Annotated in this window: 20 protein-coding genes; 11 read left to right on the top strand and 9 right to left on the bottom strand. The window is 60.9% G+C overall.

From position 1 onward, the window contains the following. Window positions 1–23: 23 nt before the first annotated feature. From PSH78_RS09600 to tal, 4 genes are all read left to right on the top strand, one after another. Window positions 24–194, top strand: a complete 171-nt coding sequence (locus PSH78_RS09600) for a YhfG family protein (RefSeq protein WP_305500039.1) — start codon at window positions 24–26, stop codon at window positions 192–194. Further along, on the top strand, window positions 194–793 hold the full coding sequence (locus PSH78_RS09595) for a putative adenosine monophosphate-protein transferase Fic (RefSeq protein WP_305500038.1): 600 nt from the start codon (window positions 194–196) through the stop codon (window positions 791–793). The genes PSH78_RS09600 and PSH78_RS09595 overlap by 1 nt, the downstream gene beginning before the upstream one ends. 67 nt (window positions 794–860) lie before the next feature. Next, window positions 861–1,847, top strand: a complete 987-nt coding sequence (gene dusA / locus PSH78_RS09590; RefSeq protein WP_370871085.1) for a tRNA dihydrouridine(20/20a) synthase DusA — start codon at window positions 861–863, stop codon at window positions 1,845–1,847. 178 nt (window positions 1,848–2,025) lie between these two features. Beyond that, entirely contained in the window at window positions 2,026–2,952 is a 927-nt protein-coding gene (tal, locus tag PSH78_RS09585) for a transaldolase (RefSeq protein WP_305500037.1), read from the top strand. 200 nt (window positions 2,953–3,152) lie between these two features. On the opposite strand, the gene rssC is transcribed toward tal, so the two are convergent. From rssC to PSH78_RS09570, 3 genes are all read right to left on the bottom strand, one after another. After that, window positions 3,153–3,635, bottom strand: coding sequence for an anti-sigma factor antagonist RssC (gene rssC / locus PSH78_RS09580; protein WP_305500035.1), 483 nt, complete (start codon window positions 3,633–3,635; stop codon window positions 3,153–3,155). After that, window positions 3,635–4,816: a two-component system response regulator RssB gene (gene rssB / locus PSH78_RS09575; protein WP_305500033.1), complete on the bottom strand. Its 1,182-nt coding sequence runs from the start codon at window positions 4,814–4,816 to the stop codon at window positions 3,635–3,637. The genes rssC and rssB overlap by 1 nt, the downstream gene beginning before the upstream one ends. A gap of 346 nt (window positions 4,817–5,162) precedes the next feature. After that, a complete protein-coding gene (locus PSH78_RS09570; RefSeq protein WP_305500032.1) occupies window positions 5,163–5,852 on the bottom strand; it encodes a VacJ family lipoprotein in 690 nt (229 codons plus the stop codon). Between the two features lie 201 nt (window positions 5,853–6,053). On the opposite strand from PSH78_RS09570, the gene PSH78_RS09565 reads away from it, so the two are divergent. Then, complete coding sequence (locus tag PSH78_RS09565) at window positions 6,054–6,674, top strand: HAD family phosphatase (protein ID WP_305500030.1); 621 nt, start codon at window positions 6,054–6,056, stop codon at window positions 6,672–6,674. Window positions 6,675–6,783: 109 nt separating this feature from the next. Further along, on the top strand, window positions 6,784–7,047 hold the full coding sequence (locus PSH78_RS09560) for a DUF4404 family protein (protein WP_305500029.1): 264 nt from the start codon (window positions 6,784–6,786) through the stop codon (window positions 7,045–7,047). A gap of 215 nt (window positions 7,048–7,262) precedes the next feature. Here PSH78_RS09560 and queF read toward each other — a convergent pair whose 3' ends face one another. Next, window positions 7,263–8,093, bottom strand: coding sequence for an NADPH-dependent 7-cyano-7-deazaguanine reductase QueF (gene queF, locus PSH78_RS09555; protein WP_305500027.1), 831 nt, complete (start codon window positions 8,091–8,093; stop codon window positions 7,263–7,265). A 168-nt stretch (window positions 8,094–8,261) separates the two neighbouring features. Here queF and PSH78_RS09550 point away from each other — a divergent pair, with 168 nt between their 5' ends. After that, window positions 8,262–8,942 (top strand): heavy metal response regulator transcription factor, encoded by a 681-nt coding sequence (locus tag PSH78_RS09550; RefSeq protein WP_305500025.1) that lies wholly within the window; start codon window positions 8,262–8,264, stop codon window positions 8,940–8,942. Continuing rightward, window positions 8,939–10,291: a heavy metal sensor histidine kinase gene (locus PSH78_RS09545; protein ID WP_305500023.1), complete on the top strand. Its 1,353-nt coding sequence runs from the start codon at window positions 8,939–8,941 to the stop codon at window positions 10,289–10,291. The genes PSH78_RS09550 and PSH78_RS09545 overlap by 4 nt, the downstream gene beginning before the upstream one ends. 160 nt (window positions 10,292–10,451) lie before the next feature. On the opposite strand, the gene PSH78_RS09540 is transcribed toward PSH78_RS09545, so the two are convergent. The 3 genes from PSH78_RS09540 to PSH78_RS09530 all read right to left on the bottom strand — a co-directional run bounded on the left by PSH78_RS09540 (window position 10,452) and on the right by PSH78_RS09530 (window position 13,701). After that, window positions 10,452–11,696 (bottom strand): lipoprotein-releasing ABC transporter permease subunit, encoded by a 1,245-nt coding sequence (locus tag PSH78_RS09540; protein ID WP_305500021.1) that lies wholly within the window; start codon window positions 11,694–11,696, stop codon window positions 10,452–10,454. A gap of 63 nt (window positions 11,697–11,759) precedes the next feature. Then, window positions 11,760–12,443, bottom strand: a complete 684-nt coding sequence (lolD, locus tag PSH78_RS09535) for a lipoprotein-releasing ABC transporter ATP-binding protein LolD (protein ID WP_162843734.1) — start codon at window positions 12,441–12,443, stop codon at window positions 11,760–11,762. 7 nt (window positions 12,444–12,450) lie between these two features. Beyond that, the gene (locus tag PSH78_RS09530; protein WP_305500020.1) at window positions 12,451–13,701 is read right to left on the bottom strand and encodes a lipoprotein-releasing ABC transporter permease subunit; all 1,251 of its coding nucleotides are present in this window, start codon (window positions 13,699–13,701) and stop codon (window positions 12,451–12,453) included. A 94-nt stretch (window positions 13,702–13,795) separates the two neighbouring features. Between PSH78_RS09530 and PSH78_RS09525 the strand changes: the two genes are divergently transcribed. Both PSH78_RS09525 and PSH78_RS09520 read left to right on the top strand, forming a co-directional pair. After that, complete coding sequence (locus PSH78_RS09525) at window positions 13,796–14,386, top strand: PilZ domain-containing protein (RefSeq protein WP_305500019.1); 591 nt, start codon at window positions 13,796–13,798, stop codon at window positions 14,384–14,386. A gap of 2 nt (window positions 14,387–14,388) precedes the next feature. After that, window positions 14,389–15,111 (top strand): glycerophosphodiester phosphodiesterase family protein, encoded by a 723-nt coding sequence (locus PSH78_RS09520; protein ID WP_003199672.1) that lies wholly within the window; start codon window positions 14,389–14,391, stop codon window positions 15,109–15,111. Between the two features lie 42 nt (window positions 15,112–15,153). On the opposite strand, the gene sthA is transcribed toward PSH78_RS09520, so the two are convergent. Further along, the gene (gene sthA, locus PSH78_RS09515) at window positions 15,154–16,548 is read right to left on the bottom strand and encodes a Si-specific NAD(P)(+) transhydrogenase (RefSeq protein WP_245142796.1); all 1,395 of its coding nucleotides are present in this window, start codon (window positions 16,546–16,548) and stop codon (window positions 15,154–15,156) included. Between the two features lie 607 nt (window positions 16,549–17,155). Further along, entirely contained in the window at window positions 17,156–18,142 is a 987-nt protein-coding gene (locus PSH78_RS09510; protein WP_305500014.1) for an FAD:protein FMN transferase, read from the bottom strand. A gap of 141 nt (window positions 18,143–18,283) precedes the next feature. Here PSH78_RS09510 and PSH78_RS09505 point away from each other — a divergent pair, with 141 nt between their 5' ends. Continuing rightward, window positions 18,284–19,585: an MFS transporter gene (locus PSH78_RS09505; protein ID WP_305500013.1), complete on the top strand. Its 1,302-nt coding sequence runs from the start codon at window positions 18,284–18,286 to the stop codon at window positions 19,583–19,585. The last annotated feature ends 11 nt before the right edge of the window (window positions 19,586–19,596 follow it).

Below are 19,596 nucleotides of genomic sequence, written 5' to 3'. Positions count from 1 at the left end.
AACGCGATTCGAGGTCCACCCCGATGGGCACTGTCAGCCTGGAAACAAAAAAGGCCTACGCGGCCAGGACGCGCCGGTCCAACTACGCGGCCAGCCTGCGCCTGGAAGGGTTCAAGGTGTCTGCGCAAGACAGCGAAGACAAGCTGCCTTCCCGTGAGGAAGTCCTGAAGACTTTCATCAAGACCCGAGCCTGATGCCTGACAAATACGGCGTCGGCGAAGACGCCTATTGTTACCCGGGCTCCACGGTCCTGCGCAATAAACTCGATATCCGCGATGAACAGACCCTGAGCGAAGCCGAACAACAGCTCTCGGCCATCGCTGCGAGCCATGTCGAATTCAACCCTCCGCCTTACAGCCTGCCTTATTTGCAGAATATTCATCGAGCGCTGTTCTCGGACCTGTTCGAATGGGCCGGAGAGCTGCGGACCGTTGGCATGGCCAAGCAAGCCACGCGTTTCTGCCAACCTGAATACATGGAAAAGGAAGCCAACAAGATATTCGGCAACCTGGCGGCGTCGAACTGGTTCGAGGGACTGAGCAGAACTGAACTGATCATCGCCGTGGCGGATGCCTATTCCGATATCAACATCAACCACCCATTCCGCGAAGGCAACGGCCGCGCCCAGCGCATCCTGTTCGAACACCTCATCATGAATGCCGGATTCGAGATCAGTTGGTGGGGGATCGATAAAGAGGAATGGATCGACGCCAATATCGCGGCTTATAACTGTGTGCTGGGCCCCATGGAGGCGGTTTTTGAGAAGTGCATTGGGGAAATGATTCAGACCTGAGCCGCGAACACTTGCACTTCATCCCTGATAAACTGCGCCCATCCGCCCTTCTGATTCAAATTCCCCAATGTCTTTACACGCCGCTCCGCTGTCTCGCCGCTTTTCCGTTGCCCCCATGATGGATTGGACTGACCCCCATTGCCGGTACTTCCTGCGCATCCTCTCCAAACATGCCCTGCTCTACACCGAGATGGTCACCACCGGCGCCCTGCTCAACGGTGATCACGAGCGTTTCCTGCGTCATCACGAAGCCGAGCACCCGCTGGCCCTGCAATTGGGCGGCAGTGTTCCCGCCGAATTGGCCGCCTGCGCGCGAATGGCCGAGGAACATGGCTACGATGAGGTCAACCTGAATGTAGGTTGTCCGAGCGACCGGGTGCAGAACAACATGATTGGCGCCTGCCTGATGGGCCATCCCGGGCTGGTGGCCGATTGTGTGAAGGCCATGCGTGATGCGGTGTCGATTCCAGTGACGGTGAAGCACCGGATTGGAATAAATGGTCGAGACAGTTACGAACAATTGTGCGATTTCGTCGGGACAGTGCGTGAGGCCGGGTGCGGCAGTTTTACCGTGCATGCGCGAATCGCGATTCTGGAGGGGTTGTCGCCCAAGGAGAACCGCGACATTCCACCGCTACGTTATGACGTGGTGGCGCAACTGAAAGCTGACTTCCCTGAGCTGGAAATCGTCCTCAACGGCGGGATCAAGACGCTGGAGGCGTGTCATGAACACCTGCGGACGTTCGACGGGGTGATGCTCGGACGCGAGGCATATCACAACCCTTATCTGCTGGCCGAAGTGGACCAGCAATTGTTCGGCAGCACTGCGCCGGTGATCAGCCGCGCCGAGGCCTTGGCGCAACTGCGGCCCTATATTGCCGCGCACTTGGCGGCTGGCGGCGCCATGCATCACATCACCCGGCATGTGCTGGGGCTGGGCACGGGGTTTCCGGGGGCGCGGCGGTTCCGGCAGTTGTTGTCGGTGGACATTCACAAGACCAAGGATCCGTTGGCGCTGCTGGATCAGGCCGGGCAGTTGCTTGAAGGGCGTTAACCATCACTTGCTTTGAACCTGCGCGCTGTTTCGGCATCGTATCTACCGATAGTTGTCCCGGCCTTTCAAACAGCCGTTTCCGGGTTGTTGCCGCTGGGGCCATCGATACCTCTTCACGCCCTTGAGTGGCTGCCGGCCCTCGGGTAATGTCAACGGACCCATAGGACAGAGCACGCTCATGACTTCCAAGCTGGAACAACTCAAGCAGTTCACTACCGTCGTGGCCGATACCGGCGACTTCGAAGCCATCGCCCGCATCAAACCGGTGGACGCCACCACCAACCCTTCCCTGCTGCTCAAGGCTTCGGCCATTCACGGTTATGCCGAGCTGCTGAACGCCTGCGTGGCGGACTGCAAGGGCGACGTGGGCCTGGCCAGCGACCGTTTTGGTGTAGCGGTCGGACAAGAAATCCTCAAGGTGATTCCGGGGCGCATCTCCACCGAAGTGGATGCACGCCTGTCGTTCGATACCGAGGCCATGTTGAAGCGCGCCCATCGCCTGGTCGACCTGTACGAAAAGGCCGGTGTGGGCCGGGACCGCGTGCTGATCAAGATCGCCTCCACCTGGGAAGGCATCCGCGCCGCCGAGCAACTGGAGCGCGAAGGCATCCAGTGCAACCTGACGCTGCTGTTCTCCTTCGCCCAGGCCGCCGCCTGTGCCGACGCCGGCGTGTTCCTGATCTCGCCATTCGTGGGCCGTATCTATGACTGGTACAAAAAGGCCAATGGCAATGACTACACCGGGGCCGACGATCCCGGCGTGCAGTCGGTGACGCGCATCTACAACTACTACAAGGCCAATGACTACAAGACCGTGGTCATGGGCGCCAGCTTCCGTAATCTCAATCAGATCGAGCAATTGGCCGGCTGCGACCGCCTGACCGTCAGCCCCGAACTGTTGGAAAAACTGGCCGCCGACGAGGGCAAGCTGGAACGCAAGCTGGCGCCTGGCCAGGCCGGGGAAGCGCGTCTGAGCCTCAATGAGGCGCAGTTCCGCTGGTTGTCCAACGAAGACGCCATGGCAACCGAGAAACTGGCTGAAGGCATTCGTCAGTTCGCTCGGGACCAGGAGAAGCTGGAAGCGTTGCTGCAAGCCAAGCTTTGAGCTGAATCGGCGGCATGCAAAAAGGGCGAACCTGAATGGGTTCGCCCTTTTTTATTCTGTTTGGCTCAAGAGATATGGCGGATCGACAAACGCCATCGCGAGCAAGCTCGCTCCCACAGTTTCTGACCGAGTCCAACCTTGATCCCTGTGGGAGCGAGCCTGCTCGCGAAGGCCTCAGCTCGATCTACAACACCCGGGAATCACGGCCGCTCCAACGCACTCACCAAGTCATGAAACGCTTCACGATTGGAGTCGTTCAGCCCCATGAGGATCTTGTGCGCTTCAAGCACCTTGATCCGCACGTCCTCTTCGGACTGGTCCTGATCAGGCAGATCATCCAGGCATTCCGGGCATGGCACCGGATCGCCGACGATGTTGAACACCTGATCAAAGCCCATCGACTGCAGCAAACGGGTAATGTCGTTGTGGGTGGTGACAACGGTCGGCAGCAGGCCGACCTTTTGCCGCGACAGGATCGACAACTTGGCCAGCAGGCCCAGGGTGGTGCTGTCGATGCTGCGGGTTTCGGTCAGGTCGATCACGATGGCGTTGAAGTTCAACGCGGTGAAGATCTTCTCGATTGTCGCATCCAGCGCTGAACACAGGGTCAGGCGCACTTCACCGACAAACTTCAGGACGAAGGTGCCGTCCTGCTCGGCGAACTGGATTCTACCGGTACTCATCAAAGATTCCTGCTCAACACTAACAGGGCGATATCATCCGGCATCTCCCCTAGCGTGGCTAATCCAAACACTTGCCGCAGGCCTTCCAGGCTGCCGCCCGCCGCACTTACCCGTTCAGGCAAGGCCGCTTCTTTCTCTTTGAGTGTAGGTTCCGACAAAAGGTCCAGAATGCCATCAGACATCAGCGTCAAGCTGAACGCCGGGGGCAGTTCCAGCACGTGATCTTCATAGGTGGCCTCGTTGAACAGGCCTACCGGCAAGCCACGCCCTTCCAGGTAACGAACACTGTCAGGTGTGTACAACACGGGCAACGGCAGGTGACCGCCGATGCTATACGTCAACAAACCAGTCTCCTCGTCGATGACTCCACCGACCATCGTGACGTGTTTGCCCAGCTTACAACTGATCAGGCCTCGGTTGATATGCCCAAGGACCTCCGAAGGCTTGAATTCGGGCAACGTACCATTGCGCTTGGATTCGAACAGCAGACGCGTGGTCATGAACTTCAGCAGTACGGTCACGAATGCCGACGAAGCACCGTGTCCGGAAACATCCGCCAGATAGAAAGCCACTCGACGCTCGTCGACCCGGAAATAATCGACAAAATCCCCCGACAGGTACAACGACGGGATGATCTGGTGGGCAAAACGGAAACCGTCGACGGTCCAGGGGCTGACCGGCAGCATGTTCATCTGCACCTGGCGCCCGGCGTTCTGGTCTTCCTGCAACAGGTTCAGGCTGGCTTCCAGCTCACGGTTGGCCGTTTCCAGCTTCTCGCGATAGCGCTGGTTCTCGACCAACAGGCGCGAGCGGTCCAGGGCTCGACGCACCGAATGCTCGAGCACGGCAAGGTCTTCGAGGGGCTTGATCAGGTAATCCGCCGCGCCCAGGCGCAATGCCTCGACCGCGTCGTTCATCACCCCCGCGCCCGACACCACGATCACCGGAGTCTCTGAAGACAGCTCGGTGACCTGGCGAATGAGTTCGAGTCCGCCCATCTGCGGCATGCGCAGGTCGCAGATGACCAGGTCGGGCTTGTCCTGCTCGAATACCTGAAGACCCTGCTGGCCGTTGCTGGCCTGCAGGACGCTGAAACCACTGTCTTCCAAGTAGGCGGCGAGGCTGGCTCGCACCACTTCGTCATCATCGATTATCAGCAGCGTGGCACTGGTTTTTGGCATGTGGGCAAACGGCGCCAGAATTAGGTTGGCGTAGGGGGCTGGGCAACTGGGCCTGGCACGCACTACTGGATTCGCTTTCTAGCCTCTCTGTCGTACAGGTTTCAGGCCTTTGCCCTATACGCATATACATCAGAGGTGCCCTTCTAAGGCGCAGACGGTACTCCCATCCGCGGGGCGTTTCAAGCTCATGCAGATAGCCCGCTCGAGCTCTTTATTTGTCAAAGCACAGAGAGTTATAAGAACCGAGCGAAGCGTAACTCAATGGAAGGTTCGTTCCGGCCCTGGACAGAAGCCAAAGCACGAAAGGCGGCCTTTCGGGCCGCCCTTCGCATTCAACCGGCCGAAATCAGAAATCGTCTTCGACCTGACCATCCTTGACCTTGAACTCACGGTTCTGCAGGAAGGCGTTGCGCAGGAACACATACTTGTCGCCACTGACCATTTTCTCGGCCGACAACAGGCTGGCGCGGGTGTCGACGATGTTCAGGCCCCAAATGGAATTACGCACCGAGACGTTGTCGATGTAGGGGTATGGGGTGGCGTAGCTGTCGACCAGCTTGGCCGGCGCATCACGCAGAGTGCTCGGCCCCAGCAGTGGCAGCATCAGGTAAGGGCCGCTGCCCAGCCCCCAATATCCCAGGGTCTGGCCGAAATCTTCGTCGTTGCGCTGCAGCCCCATCTGGGTCCCAACATCGAAGAAGCCCAGCAGGCCGAACGTCGTGTTGAAGATCAACCGGGCAGTATCGACCCCGGCGGCAGCCGGCTTGGCTTGCAGCACATCGTTGGCCAGGTTGCCGACGTCACCGATGTTGCGAAACATGTTGTGGATGCCGTCCTCGAGGAACTGTGGCGTCACGTACTGGTAACCCTGGGCCAGCGGCTTCAGCGCGTAGGTGTCGATGGTGTCGTTGAAGGTGAATATCGGACGGTTGATGCTTTCCCAAGGATCTTCTTCCGTGGCGGCGTGAGCGGCGAACGGCACCAGCAGAACGCTGGCAGATAGACACAGCTGAGCTAGACGATGGCTCCAGCGCATAGGGAAAAACTCCTTGGATTATTCAGGCAAGGGCGCCGAGCCCAGGCGGTAAGGTGGCTAGTATAAGGCGGAACGCGTGGATAGGCAGCACAGAAAAAGGAAGCTCTCCGTAGGAATTTTCCATATGGGTCGCCTTCATCCCACTGTAACCGGACTGTCATCGTGCCTCGTTAGGCTGCAGGTTATTTCAAGGACGTCCACATGCCCCGCGCCGAAGCCAAGCCCCTCCCCGCCCCCAGCCTGACGGCCGTCCTGTTTGGCCTCAGCGGATGCCTGGTTGATTTCGGCTCACGTGCTCGCCAGCCAGGGATTGTGCCGGCCGAGCACACGCAACTTACGCCCGGGGCTTTGGAAAGCCTGCAACGCCTGCGGCAGCTCGACATCCCCTGCGCCTGGCTTGACGAATTGCCGCCCGCCATCAGCCACGGGTTGGCGGCCTCACTGCCGGCATGGGTGAAATCTCCGCAACTTCCTGCAACAAATAATCCGTGGCCAGCGCCCCACGCCTGTTGGCAAGCCCTTATGGCGCTGGATGTCAGGCAACTGGATGGCTGCGTATTGGTCAGCGGCGAACCGAAGCTGTTGCAGTCGGGGCTAAACGCCGGTCTATGGACCATCGGGCTGGCATCCTGCGGCTCGCTGTGCGGCCTTACGCCCGCCGAATGGCAGGCCTTGAGCCAGCAGGAACGGGAAATCAAACGGGCCAAGGCCACGGTCCAATTGTTCGGCCTGGGCGTGCATTCGGTGATCGATCACCTGGGCGAACTCGATACCTGCCTGGCCGATATCAGCCTGCGTCGCCTCAAAGGCGAGAAGCCGTGACCAGGATCATGCAGGGCGCTTGAGTGTGGATTACTCTTAAGGCAAGCCATGGACTTTTGACGCTGCGTCGCGGTCCATGGCAGTGCCTATCAATAAAGGGAGTACGCCAATGCCTGCCCGCGAATTGCAAGAACAGCTCAACAAACTGCGCGAGCAATTGGAACAGAATCCACCTCTTTCCGAAGTCGAGCGCGACGACCTGCACGCGCTGATGCAACAGATAGAACTTGAGCTTGAGTTGGAAACCCAAACATCGGACGCCAACCTCGCTGACAATGTGAACCTGGCCGTCGAGCGCTTTGAGCTGGAGCATCCAACGATCGCCGGAACACTGCGCAATATTGTGAACACCTTGGGCAGCATGGGGATCTAAGCCCGCCAGACGCAAAAAAAGCCCTGCTATCACCAGCAGGGCTTTTTAATATCTGCGAATTGAAATGCAATCCACTGTGGGAGCGAGCCTGCTCGCGAAAGCGGTGTGAAAGTCAGCACATGTGTTGAATGTACGACCGCCTTCGCGAGCAGGCTCGCTCCCACAGAGTCCTCCCACAAGGGCTCTTTCCACAAGAACTCTTCAGCACGGAAGTTTTATTGCCGAACCAGACGCTGGTTCGGCAGTTGCACATCCTCGGTGCTGCGGTACGGATTGATATCCAACCCACCCCGGCGCACATACCGCGCATATACCGTCAATTTCTCCGGCTTGAGCAAGCGTTGCAGGTCGAGGAAGATCCGCTCGACGCATTGTTCATGGAAGTCCGAATGCTGGCGGAAGCTGACGATGTAAGCCAGCAGGCTGGCGTGGTCCAGCGCCGCGCCGCGATATTCCACCGCCACGCTGCCCCAGTCCGGTTGGCTGGTTACCGGGCAGTTGGACTTGAGCAGATGGCTGTGCAGGCTTTCCTCGACGATACGCGATGCATCGCAACGCAGCAGCTCCGGACGCGGGTGCTCGTAGGAGTCGACAGTGATGTCCAGGTCGTCAACGCAGACACCGGGTAATGCAACGATGCCTTCGCTCTCGACATCCTTGAGGCTGCGAATCCGCACGCCTACCGGCTTGCCCGCCGCGGCCGAAAGGTCCTGGCGCAGCGTGGCTTCCAGGCTCGCGCTGTCGTTGAACGCCGTCTGGTTCAAGGAGTTCAGGTACAGCTTGAAAGATTTGGATTCGATGATATTCGGCGAATCCGCCGGGATTGCGAATTCAGCGATGGCGACAACCGGCTTGCCGGACGGCAGCAGCCATGACAGCTCGAAACAGTTCCAGAAATCCACGCCCTTGTACGGCAGGGTCTCGGCCGTCAGGCCCAGTTCCGCCCATTTCGCGGTGCGCGGGATCGGAAACAGCAGTGACGGCGTGTACGTGGCGATGTATTCGCTGGATTTGCCCAGCGGCGAGTGTTCGGCTGCGGGATGCATGACGGAAACCTGACTGAAGAATCAGCGGATTCTACCAGCCTTTATGGGTTCCTTGAGCGCTTGCTCCGCCAACTGGCTTACAGTTGCATTACAACTTTGTCAGCTTGCCCCATGACACCATGCACCACGGTATAACGCCCACGTTCAAACACAGCCTTGAGCCCGACCATGAAACTGCTGATCGTCGAAGACCAACTGAAAACCGGCCAGTACCTGCGCCAAGGCCTGGGCGAAGCCGGGTTCAACGCCGATCTGGTGGCTGATGGCAGCACCGGCCAGCAACTGGCCGTGAGCGGCGAATACGCGCTGTTGATTCTTGACGTGATGCTACCCGGCCGCGATGGCTGGCAGATTCTGCAAGCGGTGCGCGGCGCCGGGCTGGACACGCCGGTGCTGTTTCTCACCGCGCGGGATGCGGTAGAGGATCGTGTGCATGGCCTGGAACTGGGTGCCGATGATTACCTGGTCAAGCCCTTCGCCTTTTCCGAACTGCTGGCCCGGGTGCGCAGCCTGCTGCGCCGAGGCAGTTCGGCGGCCCAGGAAACCAGCCTGCAACTGGCGGACCTGCGGCTGGACCTGATCCGGCGCCGGGTAGAGCGCGGCGGCAAACGCATCGACCTGACCGCCAAGGAATTTGCCCTGCTGGAGATGCTGCTGCGGCGCCAGGGCGAGGTTTTGCCAAAGTCGTTGATTGCCTCACAAGTCTGGGACATGAATTTCGACAGTGACACCAATGTCATCGAGGTGGCGATCCGGCGCCTGCGGATCAAGATCGACGACGAGTTTCCCGACAAGCTGATCCACACCGTGCGCGGCATGGGCTATGTCCTCGAAGAGCGCAACCTGTGAGCCGCCGATGGTCGCTGAGCAATCGGCTGGCGCTGCTTTTCGCCGCCTGCACCGCCATCGTGTCGTTGTTTGCCGGCGTGCTGTTCAGCCGCGGCAGCGAGGCGCACTTCATCGAACTGGACCAGCAGTTGCTCGAGGCCAAATTGACCGGCGTGCGCCGCGCCCTGCAAGATGGCCCCAATCTCCAGGCGCGCCTGGCGGACGAGTTGAGCCGCCAGCCGGACCTTGCCTTGCGCATCAAGGACCGCGATGGCGTGCGCTGGCATGACAGCTCGATCCGCCTGCCGGCCCAGGTGCCTGAACGGCCCGGCCTGTCGACCCTCAACGACACCGACAATGACTACCGCGTATTAAACGCGCCACTGGATCCCAATCGTGCGGATTCGCCCCAGCTGACACTGCTGCTGGACATCACCCACCACCAGCATTTCCTGCAACGCATGCAGCGCCTGATCTGGCTGACCGTCGGCCTCTCGGCGCTGGCGACCGCCCTGCTTGGCGCCTGGGCCGCCCGGCGCGGCTTGCGCCCCCTGCGCCGCATGGGCGCCATTGCCAGCAGCGTCTCGGCACGTTCGCTCAATGCTCGACTGCCGGAAGAACACATGCCCGCCGAACTGGCGGAACTGGCCCACAGCATCAACGACATGCTTGGACGCCTCGACGATGCCTTCCAGCGCCTCTCCGCCTTCTCCGCCGACATCGCCCATGAGCTGCGTACGCCGTTGTCGAATCTGCTGACCCATACCCAGGTCACGCTCACCCGCGAACGCTCGCTGGACGACTATCGCGAAGCCCTGCACAGCAATCTCGAAGAGCTGCAATGGATGGCACAACTGGTCAACGACATGCTTTACCTGGCCAAGGCCGACCATGGCTTGCTGGCCGTCCAGCGCGAACCGCTGGAGCTGGCGCTGGAAACGGACCTGCTGCTGGAGTTTTTCGCGCCGCTGGCCGAAGACGCCGAGGTAAGGCTGAGCCGCGAAGGGAACGCACATATCGAGGGCGACCGCAGCATGCTGCGCCGCGCGCTGTCCAATCTGCTGGACAACGCCCTGCGCTTCAGCCCCGGTGGTGGCGAGGTGCGGATACGGATTGCCGACGGGCCGCAGACTGTGCGCATCGAAGTGGAAAACAATGGCGGGGAAATTCCGGCGGCGCTGCTGCCGCGCCTGTTCGACCGTTTTTACCGCGCCGACCCGGCTCGCCAGGAAGGCAGCAGCGAACACGCCGGGCTGGGGCTGGCCATTACCCGCTCGATCATCCGCGCCCATGGCGGGGATATCCGCTGCGAATCGGCCGATGGCTGGACGCGGTTCGTGGTCGAGTTGCCCAAGGCCGGTCAGCCCTGACACAAAACCCTGTGGCGAGGGAGCTTGCTCCCGCTGGGCTGCGTAGCGGCCCCAAAATCTCGCTCATCTAAATGAGATGCGGGCGCTTCGATTTTTGGGAGCGCTACGCACTCCAGCGGGAGCAAGCTCCCTCGCCACAAAAGCCTTTCCGGCACATGCCTCAGGAATACCGCAACGCCTGCGCCGGTTCGATCTTCGCCGCGCGCCAGGCCGGGTATACAGTGGCGAGGAAGCTGAGGATGAACCCGGCGGAGCAGATCAGCACCACGTCGCCACGCTGCAGTTCCGACGGCAGGTTGCTGACGAAGTACACGTCGGAACTGAAGATGTGCTGGCCGCTGACTCTTTCCAGCCAACCCACCAGCGCGCTGACATTCAACGCCGCAATCACCCCCAGCACCCCGCCGATCAACGTGCCTACCACGCCGATCACCGTGCCCTGGACCATGAAGATTGCCATGATCTGTCGCGGCGTGGCGCCGATGGTGCGCAGGATCGCGATGTCCGCGCCCTTGTCGTTCACCACCATGATCAGGGTGGCAATGATGTTGAATGCCGCCACCGCAACGATCATCAACAGCAGCAGGCCAATCATGGTTTTTTCCATTTTCATCGCGCTGAACAGACTGCCCTGGGTGTGGGTCCAGTCGTCGGCCTTGTAGGCCGTGCCAAGCCCGCTGGCGATGTCAGCGGAGACTTTCGGCGCTGCGTACAAATCTTTCACCGCCAGACGCACGCTCTGTACCTGGTTCGGTTGCCAATGCTGCATCTGCGCGGCGTCGGCCAGGTGAATCAACGCCATGGAACCATCCAGCTCGGCGCCGACCTTGAACACCCCTACCACATTCAGCCGTTGCATCCGCGGGGTGATGCCCCCCGGCGCGGTGCTGACTTCCGGCACGATCAAGGTGACTTTGTCGCCGACATTCAAGCGAAAGCGCCGCGCGGTGATCTCACCGATCACCACGCCAAACTCGCCGGGCTTCAAGGCGTCGAGACGCCCCTGGACGATGTGCTGGGCGACAATCGACACCTTGCCTTCCTGGGCCGGATCGACGCCGCTGATCTGGATCGGCTGCATCGAGCCTTTATGGCTCAGCATCCCTTCCATCTCGGTGAACGGCACCGCAGCCGTCACTTGAGGATTTTTCAATGCCGCGGCGGCCACCGGTTGCCAATCGTCGATCGGGTTGACGCCGACGATAGTGGCGTGAGGAACCATGCCGAGGATGCGCGAGCTCATCTCGCGCTGGAAGCCGTTCATCACCGACAACACGACGATCATCGCCAACACGCCAAGGGCGAGGCCGATCATCGACGTCATGGAAATGAACGAGACAAAACGATTGCGGCGCTTGGCGCGGGTATAGCGCGTGCCGATGAAAATCGATAACGGTCTGAACATTCGCTGGGCACCGTATGAAAATAAAATACCCGGCGCCGTCATCAGCTACCGGGTTTCGGTCGGTCAGATGGGCGTCAGGCAACCTTCCTGCAAATGCAGGACGCGGTCCATCTGTCGAGCCAGGTTCATGTCGTGGGTCACCACCAGGAACGCCGTGCGCATCGAGGTGCTGAGTTCCAGCATCAAGTCCTGGATGCCCTGGGCGGTGTGGGAGTCGAGGTTGCCGGTCGGCTCGTCGAGCATCACCAGCCCAGGCTTGTTCACCAGGGCCCGGGCAATCGCCACGCGCTGGCGCTCGCCGCCGGACAGTTCAGCGGGCTTGTGCTCCAGACGATGGCCCAGTCCCACCCGCTCCAGCAACGCCGTAGCTCGCTGACGGGCTTCGGGAATTGCGGTGCGACCGATCAACAGCGGCATGCAGACGTTTTCCAGCGCGGTGAACTCGGGCAGCAGGTGGTGAAACTGGTAGACGAAGCCCAGGGAGCGGTTACGCAACAGGCCGCGGGCCTTTTCGTTCAGCGCCGAAAGCTCTTCGCCCGCCAGCCAGACGCTGCCAGCGGTCGGCGTATCGAGGCCACCGAGCAAATTCAACAAGGTACTTTTGCCCGAGCCGGACGTCCCGACGATCGCCACGCGCTCACCGGGATGCAGCTCCAGTTGCAGGCCCGACAACACCACCACCGACTCCGGGCCTTCCTCGTAGGACTTGCCCAGGTTGCGGCAGCTCAAGATTGCTTTTTCACTCATGCCCGACTCACTCATAACGTAACGCCTCCGCCGGCTGGGTGCGCGCGGCACGCCAGGCTGGATACAGGGTGGCGAGGAAACTCAGGATCAACGCGGCGCCGCAGACCATCAACACGTCATCGGCCTGCAACTGCGAGGGCAGGTAGTCGATGAAGTACACGTCGGCGTTGAGAAACTTGTGCCCGATCAGCCCTTCGAGGGCGGCAATCGCGGCGCTGACATTCAGTGCGGCGAACATCCCGACCAAGGCGCCTACAAACGTGCCGATGACGCCGATGACAGTGCCCTGGACCATGAAGATCCGCATGATCTGCCCCGGCGTGGCGCCGAGGGTGCGCAGGATGGCGATGTCGCCTTTCTTGTCGTTCACCACCATCACCAGCGTGGAAATGATGTTGAACGCCGCCACGGCGACGATCAGCAACAGGAGCAGGCCGATCATGGCTTTTTCCATGCGGATCGCCTGGTACAGGTTGCCGTGGGTGCGGGTCCAGTCGCGGGCGTAATAACGGTCTTCGCCGAGCTGCTGGGCGATGTTCCATGCAACGCGCGGCGCCTGGAACAGGTCGTCGAACTTCAACCGCAGGCCCTGGACCTGGTCCGGCTTCCAGCGATGCAGGCGCGCGAGGTCCTGAAGGTTGGTCACCCCCAGGTAACCGTCCAGCTCGCCGGCGCCGACATGGAAGATGCCGACCACGGTGAAGCGCTTCATGCGCGGGAACATGCCACCTGGAGTGACAGTGACTTCCGGCGCGACAAACGTCAGCTTGTCGCCGATGGCTACGCCGAGCTTGGTCGCCGCCTTGTCGCCGATCACGATACCGAAGCTGCCCGGCGCGAGGTCGTCGAGTTTGCCCTGCCGCATGAAGTTGTCGATGATCGACACCTGCCGCTCGAGCCCGGGATCGATGCCATTGAGCAAGACCTTGGAGACCTTGCCGTCGTTGGTCAGCAGCCCCTGCATCTGGGTGAAGGGCGCAACGGCCAGCACCTGCGGGTTCTGCTTGACCTTGGCGGCCAGGCTCGGCCAGTCGCTGATGGCTTCGCCGGTTTCGAGGGTCGCGTGGGGCACCATGCCGAGCACGCGGGTGCGCATTTCATGGTCGAAGCCATTCATGACCGACAGCACGACGATCATCACGACCACGCCGAGGGCAAGGCCGATGATGGACGTCAGGGAAATGAACGATACGAAATGATTGCGACGCTTTGCACGGGTATAACGCGTGCCGATGAATACGAAGAGAGGTCTGAACATGTCGGGGCTTGTTCGGAGGGAAAAGGAACGTCCTTGTGGCGGGGGTCACAAACCAGCTTTACACTCAGACCACCGCCGCTACCATGGGTTCGCCATGTCGACATTAGATGAAGAAGATCGTCGCGAATACTACCGTATCGAGGACACGATCGCACTGGAAATTCGGCCCCTGTCCATTCCTGAAGCAGCCAGCCAGGAAGTGTTGCAGGATGAGTCCCCACTGTTCAACCTGCTCAGCGAGCTGCACCTGAGCGAGTTCGAATCACAACACCTGTTGCGCCAGATCAGCGAGCGCGAGCGCAGCATCGCGGCCTACCTCAAGGCCATGAACAAACGCATCGACCTGCTCAGCCAGGTCATCGCCGTAACGGTGCTCGGCGAAATCGGCGATCCCCAGCCGGTGATCATTTCCGAAGGCGGCATCGATTTCCAATACCCCAGCGCCATTGCCGTCGGCGCCCACCTGTCGGTCAAGCTGGTGCTGATGCCCCAGGCCCTGGGGCTGTTGTTGCGCGCCCGCGTCACCCATTGCGACCCCAAGGGCAACGGTTATGACGTAGGCACCGAGTTTGAGCACCCGACCGACGCCCAGCGCCAATTGCTGGCCCGCTACATCCTGCAGAAGCAGGCGCAGGAACGGCGCCTGGCCCGGGAACTGAACGAATCTGGCATCGATAAGGAATAACCGTGACCCTCATTTATGGCCACCGCGGCGCCAAGGGCGAAGCACCGGAAAATACCCTCACCGGTTTCCAGGAATGCCTCAAGCACGGCGTACGCCGTTGCGAGCTGGACCTGCACCTGTCCATGGACGGCGAGTTGATGGTGATCCACGACCCGACCCTCAAGCGCACCACCGATCGCCGCGGCAAGGTGGTCGAACACACCGCCGCCGAGCTGGTGACCTATGACGCACGCAAGGGCGGCCCGGGCTGGATCAAGCCCTGTCCGATCCCGCGCCTGGAGGAATTGTTCGAGAAGTGCGATTTCGAGCATTGGCAGCTGGAGGTGAAAAGCGCCTCACGCACCCGTGCCGCCGCCACCGTGCTGGGGATCCGGGAAATGGCCCAGCGCTTCGGCCTGCTGGACAAGATCACCATCACTTCCAGCTCCAGGGAAGTGCTCAAGGCCGCGCTGGACCTGACGCCGGACATTTCCCGTGGACTGGTGGCCGAATACGCCTGGCTCGACCCGTTGAAGGTCGCCCAGAGCTATGGCTGCGAGATTCTGGCGCTGAACTGGACCCTGTGCACGCCGGAACGCCTGATCAAGGCGCAGCGCCAGGGGCTGCATGTGTCGGTATGGACCGTCAACGAACCCGCGCTCATGCGCAGGCTCGCCGACTTTGGCGCTGACAGCCTGATTACAGACTTTCCCGGTTTGGCCACCGCCACCCTTGAGAATTGCTGAAATCGGTCTCCCCGGCCGGCTCAGGCCACCGGCCGGAGCCGCTCAAAAAAGCCGGTTGAGCCCGTCGTAGGCTGCTACCCGATAGGCTTCGGCCATGGTCGGGTAGTTGAACGTGGTGTTGACGAAGTACTTCAACGTGTTCAGCTCGCCCGGCTGGTTCATGATCGCCTGGCCGATGTGGACGATTTCCGAGGCCTGGTAGCCGAAGCAGTGCACGCCCAGCACTTCCAGGGTCTCGCGGTGGAACAGGATTTTCAGCATGCCTTGCGGCTCGCCGGCGATCTGCGCCCGCGCCATGCTCTTGAAGAAGGCCTTGCCGACCTCGTAAGGCACCTTGGCCTGGGTCAGCTCCTGCTCGTTCTTGCCGATCGAGCTGATCTCCGGAATCGTGTAAATGCCGGTCGGCACGTCATTGACGAAACGCCAGCTGCCGTTGTCGACAATGCTGCCGGCGGCCGAACGACCCTGGTCGTGAGCGGCACTGGCCAGGCTCGGCCAGCCGATCACGTCGCCGGCGCCGTAGATGTTCGGCACGCAGGTGCGGTAGTTCTCGTCGACTTCGATCTGGCCGCGGCTGTTGACCTTCACGCCGATGTTTTCCAGGCCCAGGGTGTCGGTGTTGCCGGTGCGGCCGTTGCACCAGAGCAAGGCGTCGGCCTTGATCTTCTTACCGGACTTGAGGTGCAGGATCACGCCGTTGTCCACGCCTTCGACGCGTTCGTAATCCTCGTTGTGGCGCACGGTGATGTTGTTGTTGCTGAAGTGGTAGCTCAGAGCCTGGGAAATTTCCGAGTCCAGGAAGCTCAGCAACTGGCCACGGTTGTCCACCAGTTCCACCAGCACGCCCAGGCCGCTGAAGATCGAGGCGTATTCGCAACCGATCACGCCGGCACCGTAGACGATAAGTTTGCGCGGGGTATGCCCCAGGCTCAGGATCGTGTCGCTATCGTAGATACGTGCGTGGTTGAAATCGATGTCCGCCGGGCGATACGGACGCGAGCCAGTGGCGATGATGATGTGCTTGGCCACCAGTTTCTCGACTACGCCATTGCCGCAGACCACTTCGACCGTTTGCTCGTCGGCAAAGCTGCCGGTGCCGAAGAACACGTCCACACGGTTGCGGGCGTAGTAGCCGGTACGCGAGGCCACTTGCTTGGAAATCACCTTCTCGGCGCTCTTGAGCACGTCCGGGAAGGAGAACCAGCGCGGCTCGCCGATCGCCCGGAACATCGGGTTAGTGTTGAACTGCATGATCTGCCGGACCGAGTGACGCAAGGCCTTGGACGGGATGGTACCCAAGTGGGTGCAGTTGCCGCCAACCTGCCGACGGCTGTCGACCATCGCCACCTTGCGCCCTGCCTTGGCGGCGTTCATTGCCGCACCTTCCCCCGCCGGGCCGGAACCCAGTACCACCACGTCGTAGTTGTAGACAGCCATGCGTACTCCTCAGAACAGGCCGCGATGCCACAGTTGGCACCGACGGCTAAATCATGCCGGCCGGCGGCATGAAGGAACAATTTGGGACCGGTTCACGCGCCCGGCCACAGTCTATAGAAGCGTCAACGCCGCGCACATTACCCCTTGGTCGCGTCGTAGGCTAGGGGGCGTTCTCAATTAGTTTCCCCACCTCGTTGTGCCTTAAAGCGGGCCAGGCAAGGCGCAGGCCGCTGGGAATGGTATTCCCTTTCCAAGGCCTGCAACGCAGCATGGCCCGCTTTAAGGCGCAACCCGGAGGGCCGGGCCTGCTGTTGTGCAGGGCTGCGTTGCTCGAAGCTTATTTGGAATGACCAAACCGCGCTTCTCGCGCCTTGCCCTGCACAACAGCAGACCCGGCGCGGTGGGGAAACTAATTGAGAACGCCCCCTCTGCCTGCGCTATTTCGCCACAGGTGGGCTTTCATGACGCTGTCACCGCTCAATCAAGTTCGCCTGCATCATCGTGGCGAGGGAGCTTGCTCCCGCTGGGCTGCGCAGCGGCCCTTTTGTGAGCGCTTCGCACTCAAGCGGGAGCAAGCTCCCTCGCCACGGATTCATTGCTGGACGATCTATTGGGTTTTTCCGCCGACCATCCGTTCAAACCCATCGTTTGTGCGTACGACAAAACGCTCCCCATCGCGCAGCACAAAAAATACTCCGATGCCGTGCTCCTGAGCATAGTCCCAACCCTCTTCGGGACCGAGAATCAGCAACAGCGTCGATAGTCCATCGGCCAACATCGCCGAAGGATGAATTACCGTGACTGACGCCAGGTTGTGTAGGACCGGCGCCCCGGTGCGCGCATCAAAGGTGTGGGAGTAACGCTTGCCGCCCTGCTCGAAATATTTACGATAGTCGCCCGACGTCGAAACCCCGTAGCCGTTGACCTCGATGACACGCTCAGCCATTTGCCGATCGTTCCGAGGCTCTTCCAGGGCGATGCGCCAGGCCGATCCATCCGGCTTGTGCCCGACGGCCTTGAGTTCACCGGTCGCCTCGACCAGGTAGCTGTCGATGCCCAGCGCCTGGAGCCTCGCGGCGATGCGATCGACGGCATAACCGGCCGCGATGCTGTTGAAATCGACTTCCACCGCGGCGTCCTTGCATAACCGCTCGCCTTCGATCCGCAAGTAGCCATGGCCAACCTGTCGTCGCGCCAGGGCCAGGGCCTCGGCGCTGGGCACCGCCTCTCGCCGGGATTGCGGGCCGAAGCCCCACAGGTTCAGCAAAGGCTCCACCGTCAGATCGAACGCGCCATGGCTTTGCGAAGATAACTGCTCACCCACCCGGACAAGTTCAAGCACCGGTCCCGGCATGGCCAGGCAACTGCCGGCAGGCAGGGCATTGAAGCGCTCGATGTCCGAATCGCTGCGATAGGTGGAAAAAAGCCGATCCACTTCAGCGAGAATTTTTCCCACCTCGGTCTGCACCACGTTCGGACCGGGCGTGGCGGCATGCCTGACGTACTGGACGGAATAACGGCTGCCCATGGTCGGGCCATCGAAGCGTTCCAGGGTATCGCCCCGGCCGCAGCCGGACACAACGCCGGCCAGCATCACAAGCCCAATCCATCGTCCAGTTAACAAATCTTCATCTCCCCACAAAACCACGCCGGCCATTATGGGCTACAGCGCATGCAAAAAACCCCTGTGGGATTGCAGCGCTTTCATACAAGATTGCCAGAGTGAGTCCTACACATGCCTTCCAACACGAGCAACGGCAAGGCGATTTTTCGCGTTGTCAGCGGCAACTTCCTGGAGATGTTCGACTTCATGGTCTATGGCTTCTACGCCACAGCCATCGCCAAGACATTCTTCCCGACCGACAGTGCCTTCGCCTCGCTGATGCTGTCCCTGGCGACATTCGGCGCCGGGTTCCTGATGCGTCCGCTGGGCGCGATCTTCCTTGGCGCCTACATCGACCGTCACGGCCGGCGCAAAGGCCTGATCATCACGCTCGCGATGATGGCCGCCGGCACGGTGCTGATCGCCTGTGTACCGGGTTACGCCACGTTGGGCGTGGCGGCACCGCTGCTGGTATTGCTGGGCCGATTGCTGCAGGGCTTTTCCGCAGGCGTAGAACTCGGTGGGGTCTCGGTGTACCTGGCGGAAATCTCTACGCCGGGGCGCAAGGGCTTTTTTGTCAGTTGGCAGTCCGCCAGCCAACAGGCCGCCGTGGTCTTCGCCGGTCTGCTGGGGGTTGGCCTCAATCACTGGCTGAGCCCGCAGGAAATGGGCGAATGGGGCTGGCGGGTGCCGTTCCTGATCGGTTGCCTGATCGTGCCGGTCATTTTTGTAATTCGCCGCTCGCTGGAAGAAACGCCGGAATTCCAGGCGAGAAAACACCGCCCTACCCTGTCGGAAATCGTCCGCTCCATTGGCCAGAACTTCGGCATTGTCCTGGCCGGCATGGCACTGGTGGTGATGACCACGGTGTCGTTCTACCTGATCACGGCCTACACGCCGACATTTGGCAAGGCCGAGCTCAACCTGTCTGACCTGGATGCGCTGCTGGTCACGGTGTGTATCGGCTTGTCGAACTTCTTCTGGCTACCGGTCATGGGCGCGCTTTCCGACAAGATCGGGCGCAAACCCCTGCTGCTGGCTGCGACAATCCTGGCGATCCTGACCGCCTACCCGGCGCTATCCTGGCTGGTGGCGAACCCCAGCTTCAGCCATTTACTGATCGTCGAGCTGTGGTTGTCGTTCCTGTATGGATCGTACAACGGCGCCATGGTGGTCGCCCTGACGGAAATCATGCCGATTGAAGTACGTACTACCGGCTTTTCCCTGGCCTATAGCCTGGCGACGGCAACGTTTGGCGGGTTCACGCCGGCGGCCTGTACCTATCTGATCCATGTGCTGGATAACAAAGCCGCGCCGGGAATCTGGCTCAGTGGCGCGGCGGTGCTGGGGTTGATTGCGACGTTGGTACTGTTCAAGGGTAATCGCCATGAGCTGCGCACGGCGCAGGCCTCAGTCGTCGGCGGCGGCGCCTGAGAGAGGCACTC

The organism is Pseudomonas sp. FP198, assembly GCF_030687895.1.
Taxonomy (GTDB): Bacteria; Pseudomonadota; Gammaproteobacteria; order Pseudomonadales; family Pseudomonadaceae; genus Aquipseudomonas.
Note: the sequence above shows the minus strand (reverse complement) of the source record. Positions and strands in the feature narration are given on the sequence as shown.